The 13,940-nt window shown below is 55.1% G+C and carries 13 protein-coding genes and 1 tRNA gene; 8 read left to right on the top strand and 6 right to left on the bottom strand.

Features of this window, described 5'->3' with window-relative positions; all coding sequences use genetic code 11:
- Nucleotides 1-10 precede the first annotated feature (10 nt).
- The 4 genes from RCA23_RS08355 to RCA23_RS08340 all read right to left on the bottom strand — a co-directional run bounded on the left by RCA23_RS08355 (nucleotide 11) and on the right by RCA23_RS08340 (nucleotide 3,976).
- Nucleotides 11-1,165 (bottom strand): Gfo/Idh/MocA family protein, encoded by a 1,155-nt coding sequence (locus tag RCA23_RS08355; protein ID WP_044049927.1) that lies wholly within the window; start codon nucleotides 1,163-1,165, stop codon nucleotides 11-13.
- 11 nt (nucleotides 1,166-1,176) lie between these two features.
- Entirely contained in the window at nucleotides 1,177-2,064 is an 888-nt protein-coding gene (locus RCA23_RS08350; protein ID WP_044049926.1) for a TIM barrel protein, read from the bottom strand.
- 16 nt (nucleotides 2,065-2,080) lie between these two features.
- Nucleotides 2,081-3,181: a Gfo/Idh/MocA family protein gene (locus RCA23_RS08345; RefSeq protein WP_044049925.1), complete on the bottom strand. Its 1,101-nt coding sequence runs from the start codon at nucleotides 3,179-3,181 to the stop codon at nucleotides 2,081-2,083.
- 141 nt (nucleotides 3,182-3,322) lie between these two features.
- Nucleotides 3,323-3,976, bottom strand: coding sequence for an alpha/beta hydrolase (locus RCA23_RS08340; protein ID WP_044049924.1), 654 nt, complete (start codon nucleotides 3,974-3,976; stop codon nucleotides 3,323-3,325).
- 180 nt (nucleotides 3,977-4,156) lie between these two features.
- Here RCA23_RS08340 and iscR point away from each other — a divergent pair, with 180 nt between their 5' ends.
- From iscR to RCA23_RS08300, 8 genes are all read left to right on the top strand, one after another.
- Nucleotides 4,157-4,615, top strand: coding sequence for a Fe-S cluster assembly transcriptional regulator IscR (gene iscR, locus RCA23_RS08335; protein WP_044049923.1), 459 nt, complete (start codon nucleotides 4,157-4,159; stop codon nucleotides 4,613-4,615).
- Entirely contained in the window at nucleotides 4,615-5,661 is a 1,047-nt protein-coding gene (locus RCA23_RS08330) for an aminotransferase class V-fold PLP-dependent enzyme (protein WP_044049922.1), read from the top strand. Before iscR ends, RCA23_RS08330 begins: the two co-directional genes overlap by 1 nt.
- 5 nt (nucleotides 5,662-5,666) lie before the next feature.
- Entirely contained in the window at nucleotides 5,667-7,178 is a 1,512-nt protein-coding gene (gene sufB, locus RCA23_RS08325; protein WP_044049921.1) for a Fe-S cluster assembly protein SufB, read from the top strand.
- 61 nt (nucleotides 7,179-7,239) lie between these two features.
- Nucleotides 7,240-7,995, top strand: a complete 756-nt coding sequence (gene sufC, locus RCA23_RS08320) for a Fe-S cluster assembly ATPase SufC (protein WP_044049920.1) — start codon at nucleotides 7,240-7,242, stop codon at nucleotides 7,993-7,995.
- Complete coding sequence (gene sufD / locus RCA23_RS08315) at nucleotides 7,995-9,260, top strand: Fe-S cluster assembly protein SufD (RefSeq protein WP_044049919.1); 1,266 nt, start codon at nucleotides 7,995-7,997, stop codon at nucleotides 9,258-9,260. The genes sufC and sufD overlap by 1 nt, the downstream gene beginning before the upstream one ends.
- Nucleotides 9,261-9,265: 5 nt before the next feature.
- A complete protein-coding gene (locus tag RCA23_RS08310) occupies nucleotides 9,266-9,742 on the top strand; it encodes a hypothetical protein (RefSeq protein ID WP_044049918.1) in 477 nt (158 codons plus the stop codon).
- Nucleotides 9,739-10,317, top strand: a complete 579-nt coding sequence (locus RCA23_RS08305; protein WP_044049917.1) for a hypothetical protein — start codon at nucleotides 9,739-9,741, stop codon at nucleotides 10,315-10,317. The genes RCA23_RS08310 and RCA23_RS08305 overlap by 4 nt, the downstream gene beginning before the upstream one ends.
- Entirely contained in the window at nucleotides 10,314-11,537 is a 1,224-nt protein-coding gene (locus tag RCA23_RS08300; RefSeq protein WP_044049916.1) for a cysteine desulfurase, read from the top strand. The genes RCA23_RS08305 and RCA23_RS08300 overlap by 4 nt, the downstream gene beginning before the upstream one ends.
- A gap of 47 nt (nucleotides 11,538-11,584) precedes the next feature.
- On the opposite strand, the gene RCA23_RS08295 is transcribed toward RCA23_RS08300, so the two are convergent.
- Nucleotides 11,585-11,658 (bottom strand) — tRNA-Gly (locus tag RCA23_RS08295).
- Nucleotides 11,659-11,713: 55 nt separating this feature from the next.
- Nucleotides 11,714-13,753, bottom strand: a complete 2,040-nt coding sequence (locus RCA23_RS08290; protein WP_044049915.1) for an ASKHA domain-containing protein — start codon at nucleotides 13,751-13,753, stop codon at nucleotides 11,714-11,716.
- Nucleotides 13,754-13,940 lie beyond the last annotated feature (187 nt).

Below are 13,940 nucleotides of genomic sequence, written 5' to 3'. Positions count from 1 at the left end.
AAATCTTTGTTTATCTAAACATCGGCGGGCGCGCGTCACACCAGAGGCCATCTTCCTTGCCTGATTGCGCAACAGCGAAAACCGCGGCCATTGAGCGGAGCCCATCTTCGGCCCGGGGATAGAGATCTGCTGCCGGATCAATGCTGCGGTTCTCTTTGCGGGCTCGAATAGCTTCGGCGAGGTCGGCATAGATATTGGCAAAGGCCAGCGGCATGCCCTCCGCATGTCCAATGGTCACGCGGCTGGTGCGGTCGGCTTCGGGTGAGAGATTGGCCTCGCCGCGCTCAATAATCTGCAACCTTTCACCCAACGGCATATAGTAAAGCTGATTGGGGTGTTCTTGCGACCAACGCAATCCGCCCTTTTCACCAAAAACTTGAATGCCCAGACCATGCTGGCGCCCAATTGCGATGGAGGAGGTCCAAAGACGCCCCACTGCGCCGCCATCCATGCGAAAATTGACCATCGCGTCATCTTCCAAGACGCGGACATCTATACAAGAGACCGTATCGGCACTTAATTTGGTGACATCCTGACCTGTGACGAAAGAGGCCATATGCAGCGCATGGATGCCGCAGTCGGCAAATTGCGCCGAGACACCCGCCTGCGCCGGATCGTAGCGCCAGCGCACCCGCGGATTCTCCGCATCAGCGGCATCTGCGTGGTGACCATGGGCAAATTCAGCATTGACCAGACGAATTTTCCCCAGATCGCCGCGGGCAATCATCGCTTTCATGTGGCGCACGAGCGAATAGCCCGAATAGCCATAATTCACCGCGCAGATCTTCCCTGTCGTCCGCGCGATTTTGACAATCTCTTCGCCTTCTTCGACGGTCATCGTCATGGGTTTCTCGCAAAGGACGTGAAACCCGCCCTCGAGAAAGGCTTTGGTGATCTCAAAATGCGTAGAGTTGGGAGTGGCGACAGTGACAAGATCAATCGGGTTGTCCTGTGCTTTTTCGCCGGCCAGCATATCTTGCCAACTGCCATAGGCGCGATCGCCCAGTCCAAGGCTGCGGCCATAGCCGATACCTTCTTCGGGCCTATGATCCAAGGCACCTGCCGTGAATTCAAACAACCCGTCGAGCCCCGCACCCAAACGATGAGCTGGCCCGATTTGGCTGCCTTCACCGCCGCCAATCATGCCCCATTGTAGTTTTCTCATAACAGCTGCCCTTAAAAACCGATAGATTGTAAATAAGCGCGATTGAGCCGCGCGTCGTCGATCGGGGAGGTATCACCGGCGGGATCACAATCTTGCTCCACAGTGCACCACCCATCAAAAGCGGAGTCGAGCAAAAGCTGACGTACCGCTGGAAAATCCACATCGCCATCCCCCAGATTGCAGAAAATTCCCTGACCACAAGCGTCATAAAAGCCGGTGCGATTGGCGATGACATCTGCTTTAACTTTTGGGTCAATGTCTTTGAAGTGCAAATAATTAATGCGTGACATATGTTTTTTAATAAAGGCCACTGGATCAAATCCCGCATAGGAGTGGTGGCCTGTATCAAAACAAATGCCGAGGATTTTTTCGTCGACCTCATCTAGCAATCGCTCGAGCTCAGGTTCGAAATCCATAAAGCCAGCCGCATGGGCGTGAATGCCGACGGTCAGACCGTAGTCTTCCGTGCCCATCTTGGCGATTTGGGCAATCCGGTCACGATAGGCAGCCCATTCGGCCTTATCCATCTGTTCAGCCTCATCGGCACGACCGGCAGTGGGGGCGCGGCGCGGCGAGATGCTGTCGATGATGACCAACCGTGTCGCACCATGGGCCGCAAGCGCTTTGCAGGTGCGGATTGAGCCATCCATGACATCCTCCCAAGCGTCCGGATCATGAAAAGCACGGAAAATCACGCCGCCGATCAACTCTTGGTTATATTCTGCCAAGGCCTCGGTCAAAACGGCGGGATCTTCGGGCATATAGCCGACAGGGCCAAGCTCAATGCCGGTAAAGCCCGCCTCAGCGTTCTCTTTGAGCACGCGGCGCCAATCGGGATTGCGTGGGTCATCGGCGAATTCCACACCCCATGAGCAGGGCGCATTACCTATTTTGATCATTAGATTGCCTCTTAACTTAATAATCCGCCACGTTCACCCAGGCCTGTTTGGCGCTGGAGGAGAGGGCGGCGGTGACGATGCGATTGACTTCCATACCCTCTTCGAAGGTTGGCCATATCGAGCGGTTCCCTGCGATTGCGGTCAGAAAATCCTTGGCCTCAATGATGATTTGGTCCTGGTAGCCCGTGCCATGGCCAGGCCCCTGGCAGAAGGGCAGATAGTCTGGATGGGCCGGACCGGTTAGGATTTTGCGAAAGCCGCGCTCTTCTTCGGGGCCTTCGGTGGTATAGAGCCAAAAGGCGTTTTGATCTTCTTGATCAAAGCGAATATGGCCTTTTGTGCCATGAATTTCATAGGCATAGCCCATTTTTCGCCCAGTCGCGACACGGCTGAAATACAAATGCCCCTGCGCACCACTGGCAAATTGGCACATCATTTGCGCGTGATCGTCATTAGTGACCGGCGTGCCGGCGCGGATCTTGTGGACGGTCTCCACCGAGGCGCACAAGCGCTCAATGGGCCCCATTAAGGCGCGCGCTGCATTGATCATATGTGGGGCCAAATCGCCCATCGTGCCATTGGCGTCCCCCTGGGCGCGCCAACCGCCAATCTCGGGATCTGCAAAGAAATCTTCGGTCATCTCGCCGCGAAACCAGGTGATCTGGCCAATGCGACCCTCAGCCACAAACTTGCGGATTTGCTGGCTGGCCGGGGTTCGGATGTAGTTGAACCCCACCATATTGACCACGCCGGCCGCCGCGGCGGCCGCCACCATGGCGCGGCTTTGCTCCAAAGACACACCCAATGGCTTTTCACATAAAACCGGCTTTCCCAAAGCGAAGGCCGCAATGGCAATGTCATGATGGGTCGCTTGTGGTGAGGCGATGACAACAGCTTCAACGGCGGGATCGGCCACCAATTCGCGCCAGTCATGGGTGGCCTTTTCAAAACCATAGGCCTTGCGATAGCGCTCTGCGCTTTCGGGGCTGCTGGCACAGATTGAGATAAGCTCTGGGCGTAAGGCCGTGTCAAAGACACTTGCAACTGCTGCAAAGGCAACGGAATGGGCTTTTCCCATATATCCGCCACCGATAACTCCGATGCCTATTTTACCCATATTCCGACCTTTCAAATGGTTTTGCAACCGGTTGCAAATCCCTGTTATCGCGGAGCCCTAGGCATCGTCAATAGGGCATATTTTGGCAAAGCAACGGCTGTGCTCTGGCCCGCTCAAGACAGCAGGCCAGAGGGGGCGGTTTTACCGCGTATTTTCTGTCAACCGGCGTTTGACATAGGTCTGCACTGTTTCGATCATTGGGTCCATATGGGGATCTTCAAAGAAATGCCCAGCGCCCTCGACTTGCTCATGTGTAATGGTGATCCCTTTTTGCTCATGCAGTTTGCTGACCAAGGAGACTGTATCGGCCGGCGGGGCGACGCGATCGGCCAGGCCATTGATCATCAAGCCGGATGAGGGGCAGGGGGCGAGGAAACTGAAGTCATACATATTGGCCGGCGGGCTTACGCTGATAAAACCGGTTATTTCTGGGCGGCGCATCAACAACTGCATCCCGATCCAGGCGCCAAAGCTGAACCCGGCGACCCAGCAATGTTTCGCATTGGTGTTCATCGACTGCAAATAATCCAATGCAGAGGCCGCATCGCTTAGCTCGCCGACACCAAGATCATATTCGCCTTGTGATCGACCGACACCCCGGAAGTTGAACCGCAAGACTGTAAAGCCCATGTTGTAAAATGCATAATGCAGATTATAGACCACTTTATTGTTCATAGTGCCGCCAAATTGCGGATGCGGGTGCAACACAATGGCGATGGGGGCGTCTTTGGATTTTTGCGGGTGGTAACGGCCTTCGAGGCGGCCTTCTGGGCCTGGAAATATCACTTCGGGCATATCGTTCCTTTGGTGTGTTTTGGCTCTACTCTGGCTTGACCTGCGGTCAGTCTAAGATTAGAACAATTCTAAATCAAATGCGGCGCGCCGCTGTATGACGTGGGTTACGCAACCGAGCGGCCTAGGTCAATTAATTTGAGCGAAATGGGCATGACAAGCCCCATGAAAGTGTGATTTGACATGAAACTTTCGACAAAAGGGCGGTATGGGATGGTGGCCTTGGCGGATTTGGCTTTTTTGGAGGCCGGCGAGCTGGCGTCATTGGCCGATATATCGCGTCGGCAAAATATTTCACTGCCGTATCTTGAGCAGCTCTTTGTCAAATTGCGCCGGGGGAACTTGGTTGTCTCTGTGCGCGGTCCAAACGGGGGATACCGTTTAGCGCGTCCGGCCCATGATATTCGGGTGGTTGAAATTCTTGAAGCGGTAGATGAAACGGTGGATGCCCTGCAAACCGGGGCTGGTGCGTCTGGCGGTGTGTCCGGCAGCCGCGCGCAGAGCGTGACCAATCGCCTTTGGGAGGGATTAAGCGCGCAGGTTTATGTCTATCTGCACCAGACGCGTCTGTCCGATGTGGTCGCCAACACGCTGTCACCATGCCCGGCTGTGCCGAACCTTTTTGAAGTGGTTGATGAGTGATGCAGCGGGTCTATCTTGATCACAACGCCACAAGCCCACTGCGTCCTGAGGCACGGGCGGCGATGATTGCTGCGATGGATGCCCTGGGCAACCCCTCGTCTGTCCATTCCGAGGGGCGCGCGGCCAAAGCCATTGTGGAAAAAGCCCGTGGACAAATTTCTGAGGCCTTTGGCGTCGGCGCCCATGACATTGTGTTTACCGGCAGCGCGACTGAGGCTGCCGCTTTGGCCCTGAAGGATCGCGGCTTTCATGCGGGCGACATAGAACATGATGCCGTCGCCGCTTGGGTGCAGGCCGATTTGCCGCTAAAGACCGGTCAGGTCTGTGTTGCGCAACCCACAGGGACCGCGCTCCAACTGGCCAATTCGGAAACAGGCATTGTGCAAACCCTGCCAGAGGGATTGGGGTTTTGCGATATGACCCAGGGCTTTGGCAAGCTCCCCTTAGCATTTTCTTGGAGTGGGGCTGACATGGCCTGTGCCTCGGCCCATAAGCTGGGCGGGCCAAAAGGTGTTGGGTGCTTATTGTTAAAACCCGGGGTGGAGGTGGCCGCGCAGGTCCTGGGCGGTGGTCAGGAAATGGGCCGGCGCGCTGGCACGGAAAATATCATCGGTATTGCCGGTTTTGGCGCCGCAGCAGAGGCCAGTGCCCGCGATTTAAGTGCCGGAAAATGGGCGACAATCGAGAAACTTAGAAATATTCTAGAAAAGACACTGGAAGCCAGCGGAAAACCCCTTATTTTAGTAGGGACTGACTCGCCACGCCTGCCCAACACCGCCTGCTTTGCAGCCCCCGGATGGAAAGGCGAGACGCAGGTCATGCAAATGGACCTTGCGGGATTTGCAGTATCGGCCGGCTCGGCTTGCTCGTCAGGCAAGGTCAAGGCCAGCCGCGTTCTGCGGGCGATGGGATATGATGAAGACGTAGCCAGTTCAGCGATCCGCGTATCGCTTGGACTTGAGACCACAGAAGATGAAGTTCAGCAGTTCGCCAAGGTTTGGCTGGCTGCATATGAGCGGCTTTTGGCACGCAAGGCGGCCAGATAGGGAATATGATGGCGATGGATGATGTTCAGGTCAAAGACGGTGTGGATGCCGAAACAGTTGAGGCGGTCAAAGCTCTCTCTGGCACCTATAAATATGGGTGGAATACAGAAATCGAGATGGAATATGCGCCCAAGGGTCTTTCCGAGGATATCGTTCGCTTGATCTCATCCAAAAACGACGAACCGGAATGGATGCTGGATTGGCGCTTGGCGGCCTACCGCCGGTGGCTGGAACTGAAAGAGCCAGATTGGGCCATGGTCGATTATCCGACAATCGACTTTCAAGACCAATATTACTATGCCCGGCCCAAAAGCATGGAAGAAAAACCAAAATCCTTGGATGACGTCGATCCTAAACTTTTGGAAACTTATAAAAAGCTGGGAATTCCGCTGAAAGAGCAGGCTCTTCTGGCGGGTGTCGAGGCTCCCGAAGGGGAACGCCGGGTTGCTGTTGATGCGGTCTTTGACAGCGTATCGGTCGGCACAACCTTTCAAGCTGAGCTGCGCAAGGCGGGGGTGATCTTCTGTTCTATCTCTGAAGCCATTCGTGAGCATCCAGAGCTCGTGCGTCAGTATCTCGGCTCTGTCGTGCCCGTCTCGGACAATTACTATGCAACGCTCAATTCAGCCGTCTTTTCCGATGGGTCTTTCGTCTATATACCGCCGGGGGTGCGCTGCCCTATGGAATTGTCGACCTATTTTCGCATTAATGCGGAAAATACAGGGCAATTTGAGCGCACTTTGATCATCGCCGACAAAGAGTCTTACGTCAGCTACCTCGAAGGCTGCACAGCACCGCAGCGCGATGTGGCACAGTTGCACGCGGCCGTGGTGGAATTGGTGCTGCTCGATGACGCAGAAATCAAATATTCTACAGTGCAAAACTGGTTTCCCGGCGATGAGAACGGCAAGGGCGGGATTTATAATTTCGTAACCAAACGCGCCGATTGCCGCGGCCATCGCTCAAAGGTGATGTGGACCCAAGTGGAAACCGGTTCTGCAGTGACATGGAAATATCCCTCTTGCGTATTGCGCGGCGATGACAGCCAGGGGGAATTTTATTCCATCGCCATTGCCAACAATATGCAACAAGCCGATACCGGCACGAAAATGGTGCATTTGGGCAAAAATACCAAGTCTCGGATTGTCTCAAAAGGCATCAGCGCGGGCAGGGCGCAAAATACCTACCGTGGCTTGGTCTCTATGCATCCGAAGGCCAAAAATAGCCGCAACTATACCCAATGCGACAGCCTTTTGATTGGGGATAAATGCGGTGCGCATACGGTGCCCTATATCGAGGTGAAAAATAACTCCTCTCGGGTTGAGCATGAGGCGACCACTTCAAAAGTTGATGATGACCAGCTCTTTTATTGCCGCTCACGCGGTATGGATGAAGAGGAGGCCGTGGCGCTCGTGGTCAATGGGTTTTGCAAGGAAGTGCTGCAAGCTCTGCCCATGGAATTTGCCATGGAAGCACAGGCGCTGGTGGCGATTTCGCTTGAAGGGTCAGTCGGATAATAACATCGGCGCGATCTGCGTCTAAACTCATGAGGGCCGCAAAGGCTCGCGGGAATATAAAATGCTAAATATCAAAAATCTACACGTTAAACTTGAAGAAGAAGATAAGCAGATCTTGAAGGGTGTGAACCTGTCCTTGGAGCCTGGCAAAGTGCATGCGATCATGGGCCCGAATGGATCTGGCAAATCGACCCTCTCCTACGTGCTGTCCGGCAAAGACGGCTATGAAGTCACTGACGGCTCTGCACAGCTGGAGGGTGTGGATATTTTGGATATGGAGGCCGAAGAACGCGCGGCAGCCGGTCTATTCCTGGCCTTCCAATATCCTGTTGAGATCCCCGGCGTGGGGAATATGACTTTTTTGCGCACCGCTGTGAATGCCCAGCGCAAATTGCGTGGTGAAGAGGAAATGAGCGCAGGCGAATTCTTGAAAGTGGTGCGGGCCAAGGCCAAGGATCTGAAAATTGACGCTGACATGCTCAAACGTCCCGTAAATGTGGGATTTTCCGGTGGCGAAAAGAAACGTAACGAAATATTGCAAATGGCAATGCTTGAGCCCAAAATGTGTATTTTGGATGAAACAGACAGCGGCCTTGATGTAGATGCGATGAAACTTGTGGCCCAGGGCGTGAACGCTTTGCGCGATGGTAAGCGCACCTTCCTTGTTATCACCCATTATCAAAGGCTTTTGGACCATATCAAACCAGATGCGGTGCATATCATGGCCAATGGCCGCATCATCAAAACAGGCGGGCCTGAGCTGGCGTTGGAAGTTGAAAACAATGGCTATGCGGACCTTTTGGAGGAGATCGCCTAATGGCCGCATCTTCACAACAGACCTTGCCCACCCGCGCACTGCGCGATGCGGATCTCATTGACGGCTCAGGCGCTTGGGCCAAAGAGGCGCGGTTGACGGCCTCTGATCGGGCGCAGGCGGCCGGGTTGCCGCAACGGCGGGATGAATATTGGAAGTACACCCGCCCGGATGCCTTTGTTCAAGCTGATGTCACGCTGCAAGCGTCTCTGCGCAGCAGTTTGGGTCTTTTCGATAAGCGAAACACCATTTCAGTGACGTTTGAAGATGGAAAAATTCAAGCGGCAGCGCTGCCAAACGCGGCGCAGTGCACGCTCGAGAGCTTGGCTTCTGCCTCCATTCTAGATCTGCATTGGGCGCGCGATGTTTACGGGCGCTTGGAAGAGGCAGGACAAAATCCGGTCAAACGGAGTTTGGCCGCTGTGAACACCGCTGTTGCGCGCGATGGGCTGCTGGTCAATGTCACCGGTGCCGTCGAGGCACCCATCCATATCCATGCCACCTCATCGGGCCAAAGTGATGCGATTATTCACCATGTGATCAAAGTGGCCGCTGGCGCAGAGGTCACCCTGATTGAAACCGGGCAATATGGTGCGCGCTCCAATATTGTGTTGGAAGTTGATGTGGCTGATGGAGGCCGCTTCCATCATATTCGTGTGCAAGACGGCAATGAGCGCCACATGCTGACGCACATCTTCGCCAGGATTGGCGCAAAGGCAAGTTTTAAATCCTTTACCCTCACGGCAGGTGGTCAATTAACTCGCAACGAATGCGTCTTGCAGCTGTTGGGCGATGACGCTTCTGTATCTGTGGCCGGGGCCTGTTTGGGGGATGGCGATTTTCATCACGATGACACGGTGTTCATCACCCATGATGCGGTGAATTGTGAAAGCCGCCAGGTGTTCAAGAAGGTCTTGCGCAATGGTGCCGTAGGGGTGTTCCAAGGTAAAATCTTGGTCAAAGCCGGTGCACAAAAAACCGATGGCTATCAGATCAGCCAATCGTTGTTGTTGGATGATGACAGCCAGTTTTTGGCCAAACCAGAGCTTGAAATCTATGCCGATGACGTGGCCTGCTCGCACGGGTCCACCTCCGGGGCGATTGACGCGCAAGCTTTGTTCTATCTGCGCTCGCGCGGCGTGCCGGAGGCCAAAGCCGTGGATCTTTTGACCCTATCTTTTGTGGCCGAAGCGATTGAAGAAATTGAGGATGAAGACTTGGCGCAGGACATTCTCGACCATTTGACAGAAACCCTGTCGGCCCGGTAGCGCGCATGGCTGTGACGCGGGATATTGTGGAGGCGCACCGGCGCCCAAGGCGCGTTATGGCGCGGCTCATGGCTATGGGCGTGCGTGAGGATCGGGCTTTGGCGATGCTCATGGGCTCTTGTCTTTTGTTGTTTATGTCGCAATGGCCCTACCGCGCCCGGCAGGCGCATGAGACCGGCGGAACGCTGACCGATACGATCCAGCATGATGCGGTGGGTTTGATCTTTGTCCTGCCGCTGCTGGCCTATGGTTTGGCGGCGCTCCTGCGTCTGGTGACCCGTGCCTTCGGGGCGGAGGCGGATTTCTATTCCGCTCGATTGGCGCTGTCTTGGTCTCTGTTGGCCAGCAGCCCTGCGGTGGTATTGGCTGGGATGGTCAAGGGCTTCATCGGTCCGGGGCCGGCCAATACGGCCGTGGGCGTGCTGTGGCTGATGATTTTCCTGCGGATCTTAATCAACTCCCTTATTGAGGCAGAACAATGAACCTGATCCTTGTGCTTTTGAGGCTAAGTCTGACCAACCCAACGGAAGCGGGGCAGGTATTGGTTGATCTGCGCCTCAATCTCAGCGCGGCCTTTAGCGCTTTTGCGCTTGTTATCATCGGCGCGGTGCTCTTGATGTTCACCCTGTCCGGCTTTCAGGGCGTGACGGTCCTGCCGGGCGTTGCGCCGCTTTCTCCATGGTCTTTGACTGCGATCATGGGGGGCGGCACCCTGGGGCTCGTGTGCTGTATTTGGCTGATCTCTCGAGCTTTCAGTCAAACTGGGCGGTTTGCCGATGGGATATTGGTATTTGCCTGGATCCAGGTGCTGCAAATATTGCTGCACATTGTGCAAACGGCTTTGATGGTGATTTCTGGGACCATCGCCGGGACTGTTGGCCTATTCGCGACAGTTTTGATGTTTTGGATCCTATTTGGTTTGATCAATGCTTGGCTTGACTTGGGGTCCATGTTTAAAGCCGCCCTCTGCTTTGTTCTCGGTTTGGTTGCGCTGTCTCTGGGCGGTGCATTTCTTTTGGTATTCCTCGGATTTGCTCCGGGACAGGTGGCGCTATGAGTTTTGATCTATCCCGTATTCGTGCTGATTTTCCGATCCTGTCGCGACAGGTGAACAATAAGCCATTGGTTTATCTCGACAATGGCGCCTCGGCGCAAAAACCCCAAGTGGTGATCGATGCTGTCACCCAGGCTTACAGCTCTGAATATGCCAATGTGCATAGAGGGCTGCACTATCTGTCCAACTTGGCAACGGACAAATATGAAGCCGTCCGCGGTAAGCTGGCGCGGTTTCTAAATGCAGCGTCAGAAGAGCATATCGTGCTCAATTCAGGCACCACCGAAGGCATCAATCTGGTGGCCTATGGCTGGGCCATGCCGCGCTTCGAGGCCGGAGATGAGATTGTGCTGTCCATTATGGAGCATCACGCCAATATTATCCCATGGCATTTTCTGCGTGAGCGGATGGGTGTGAAACTGACTTGGGTCGATGTGGATATCAACGGTGATTTGGATCCCGAGGCCGTTATTGCCGCCATTGGACCCAAGACAAAGCTCGTGGCCATTACCCAAATGTCAAATGTATTGGGCACGGTGGTGGATGTGAAAACCATTACCCAAGCGGCCCAAGCGCGCGGGGTTGCGGTCTTGGTGGATGGATCACAAGCGGCGGTCCATATGGCGGTCGACGTGCAGGATATCGCCTGTGATTTCTATGCCATCACAGGCCACAAGCTTTATGGCCCAAGCGGCTCTGGGGCCATCTACATCAAACCCGAACGCATGGCTGAAATGCGGCCCTTCATGGGCGGTGGTGATATGATCCGAGACGTCGGCCGCGAAGAGGTCACCTATAATACCCCTCCGATGATGTTTGAGGCCGGAACACCCGGCATTGTCCAGCAAATCGGGCTTGGTGTGGCGGTGGACTATATGATGGGGATCGGGATGCAACAGATCGCCGCCCATGAAGCCTCAATCTGCGCCTATGCGCGTCAAAGGCTCGATGGGCTCAACTGGTTGAACGTCCAAGGGCATTCCGCCAGCAAAGGTGCAATTTTCTCCTTCACCCTCGATGGTGCCGCCCATGCCCATGATATTTCAACAGTTTTGGACAAGAAGGGCATCGCGGTGCGGGCAGGGCATCACTGCGCGCAACCGCTCATGGATCACCTCGCCGTCAGCGCCACCTGTCGTGCCAGCTTCGCCATGTATAACACAAAGGCGGAGGTGGATGCATTGGTTGAGGGCTTGGAGTTCTGCCACGAGCTCTTTGGCTAGGTGAATGCTGCGCGTATAACGGAACATGCTATAGTTTTGCCGAGATTTGGAGCGGGTAACGGGAATTGAACCCGTAACTTAAGCTTGGGAAGCTCGCGTGATACCTTTTCACCATACCCGCGCTGCGCCGATGCCTAGCGGCTTCATGACAAGGGGTCAAGCCGCGATTGACGCCCTTAGCGCCTTCTGCGCCGCCGCCCGCTTGAGGCACTATCCCCGCCACCTGTGTTGAAATTTACATCCGGCAAAGGCACCGCAGATTTCAGCGTTGTGAATGGATCATCGGAATTGGGAATTGCCGAGGCATTGACAAAATGCTCCTGAAACCGTGGCTCAATCGCGGTTTCAATTTTCTCAATTTGGCGCACAATTTGCTCTATTTCAGCCCGCTGCGCTGTGTCAATCAAAGCAATCCGCGCCCCGGATCCCGCAGCATTGCCCGCAGAGGTCACACGGTCAAAGGGGACATCGGGGATCATTCCCAAAACTAGCGCGTGTTTGGGGGAAATATGAGCCCCAAAAGCACCGGCGAGCACAACGCGATCCACTTTATCCACGCCAAATTTATCCATCAAGAGCCGCGCGCCGGAATAGAGAGCAGCTTTGGCCATTTGAATGGCGCGGATATCGGGATTTGTGACGGTGATTGTTGGCCCGCCTTCGGCGCTGCCGTCATACATCACATAGCTGTGGGTGCGGCCGTCTAACACGCAGCGCTCTGTGCCCGTTTGTTCCGCCGACCCGATGAGCCCGGAGGGGTCCAAAATTCCAGCCATACGCATTTCGGCAATGGCTTCGATGATGCCTGAGCCGCAAATGCCTGTGATGCCACTGCTTTTAATGGCCTCCCAAAAACCCTCCTCATCAGACCAAAGCTCGCATCCGATCACGCGGAAGCGGGGATCTTTGCTCACCGGATCAATTTCAACCTTTTCAATGGCCCCTGGTGCCGCGCGCTGCCCCGAGCTGATCTGCGCCCCTTCGAAGGCCGGGCCAGTGGGGGAGGAGCAGGCCAGCACCTTGTCCCGGTTTCCGAGTAAAATTTCCGCATTCGTTCCAACATCCACAACCAGCACTAAATCTTCAGAGCGATTTGGCGCTTCTGAAAGAGCAACCGCGGCGGCATCGGCTCCAACATGGCCGGCAATGCAGGGCAGGATATAGGCGCGGGCGCTGGGGTGGATGTTGATGTCTAACTGATGGGCAAATAAGCGCAGGGCGTTGGACGTGGCCAAAGCGAAGGGCGCTTGCCCAAGCTCAAAAGGGTCTATTCCCAGGAAAAGATGGTGCATCACGGGATTGCAAACAAAGACGGCATCCATGATCAAGCTCTTGTCAATCTCCGCTTCAGCCGAAATTTGGGTGAACAATGCGTCCATACCGTCGCGCACAGCCCGGGTCATTTCCTGATCACCACCCGGGTTCATCATCGCATAGCTGACCCGGCTCATCAGATCCTCGCCAAACCTGATTTGCGGGTTCATCAATCCAGAGGAGGCGACAACTTCACCGGTGCGCAGATCGCACAGATGCGCGGCGATTGTGGTTGATCCAAGATCCACAGCCATGCCGTAGATTGTGCCCTCATAGAGCCCCGGCCACAGATGGATGATCTGCGGGTCGCTGCCGGCATCCGCATGGTGAACCGCGCAGGTCACTGTCCAACCGCCCTTGCGAAGAATTGGCTGCATCTGCGGCAGAATGCTGAAATCTGCCTGCACGTTACGCAGTTGCCACTGGCTTTCCAGGGCCGCAACCAAGCGCTCTAAATCTCCCGATGGGTTGTGCATATCGGGTTCTTCCACCTCGACATAGTAGATCCGTGTCGAAGGGTTCAGCGTAATGTCGAGCACCTCTGCGCGTTTGCGAACCACTTGTTTGTGCACTTGGCTTTCAGGCGGCACGTCAATCACGATATCGCCCTGAACCGTGGCTTGACAGCCAAGGCGGCGACCATCGATCAAGCCGCGTTTGTCTTTGTAGCGCTGCTCAACCGAATTCCATTCGGACAGCGCGCCTTCGGCGACTGTGACCCCGTGTTTTGAAAATTCTCCATAGCCCGGTGTGATCTGGCATTTGGAACAAATGCCGCGACCGCCGCAAACCGAGTCGAGATCCACGCCCAATTGCCGGGCTGCGGTGAGGATCGGTGTGCCGGTTTCGAAACGTCCACGTTTGCCTGAGGGGGTGAACAGCACCAGATGCTCTTGTGTCATGGGGAACCTTTAAAGAAAAACTTGCGCTTAACTTACTGCGCTTCAGCGAAGGGTAAAGAGCGGGAACGGCTGAAAATGGTCAATCCGCGGCAGATCGGGTTAATTCACGAGCCGGGCATCGGCATTTAGCCGACAAAAAGCCCGGAGGCTGTGCCATGATGACCCGAATGAGCATTAATCTACCCAA

Source organism: Planktomarina temperata RCA23, from assembly GCF_000738435.1.
Taxonomy (GTDB): Bacteria; Pseudomonadota; Alphaproteobacteria; order Rhodobacterales; family Rhodobacteraceae; genus Planktomarina; species Planktomarina temperata.
This window is presented reverse-complemented; position numbering and strand designations above follow the sequence as displayed.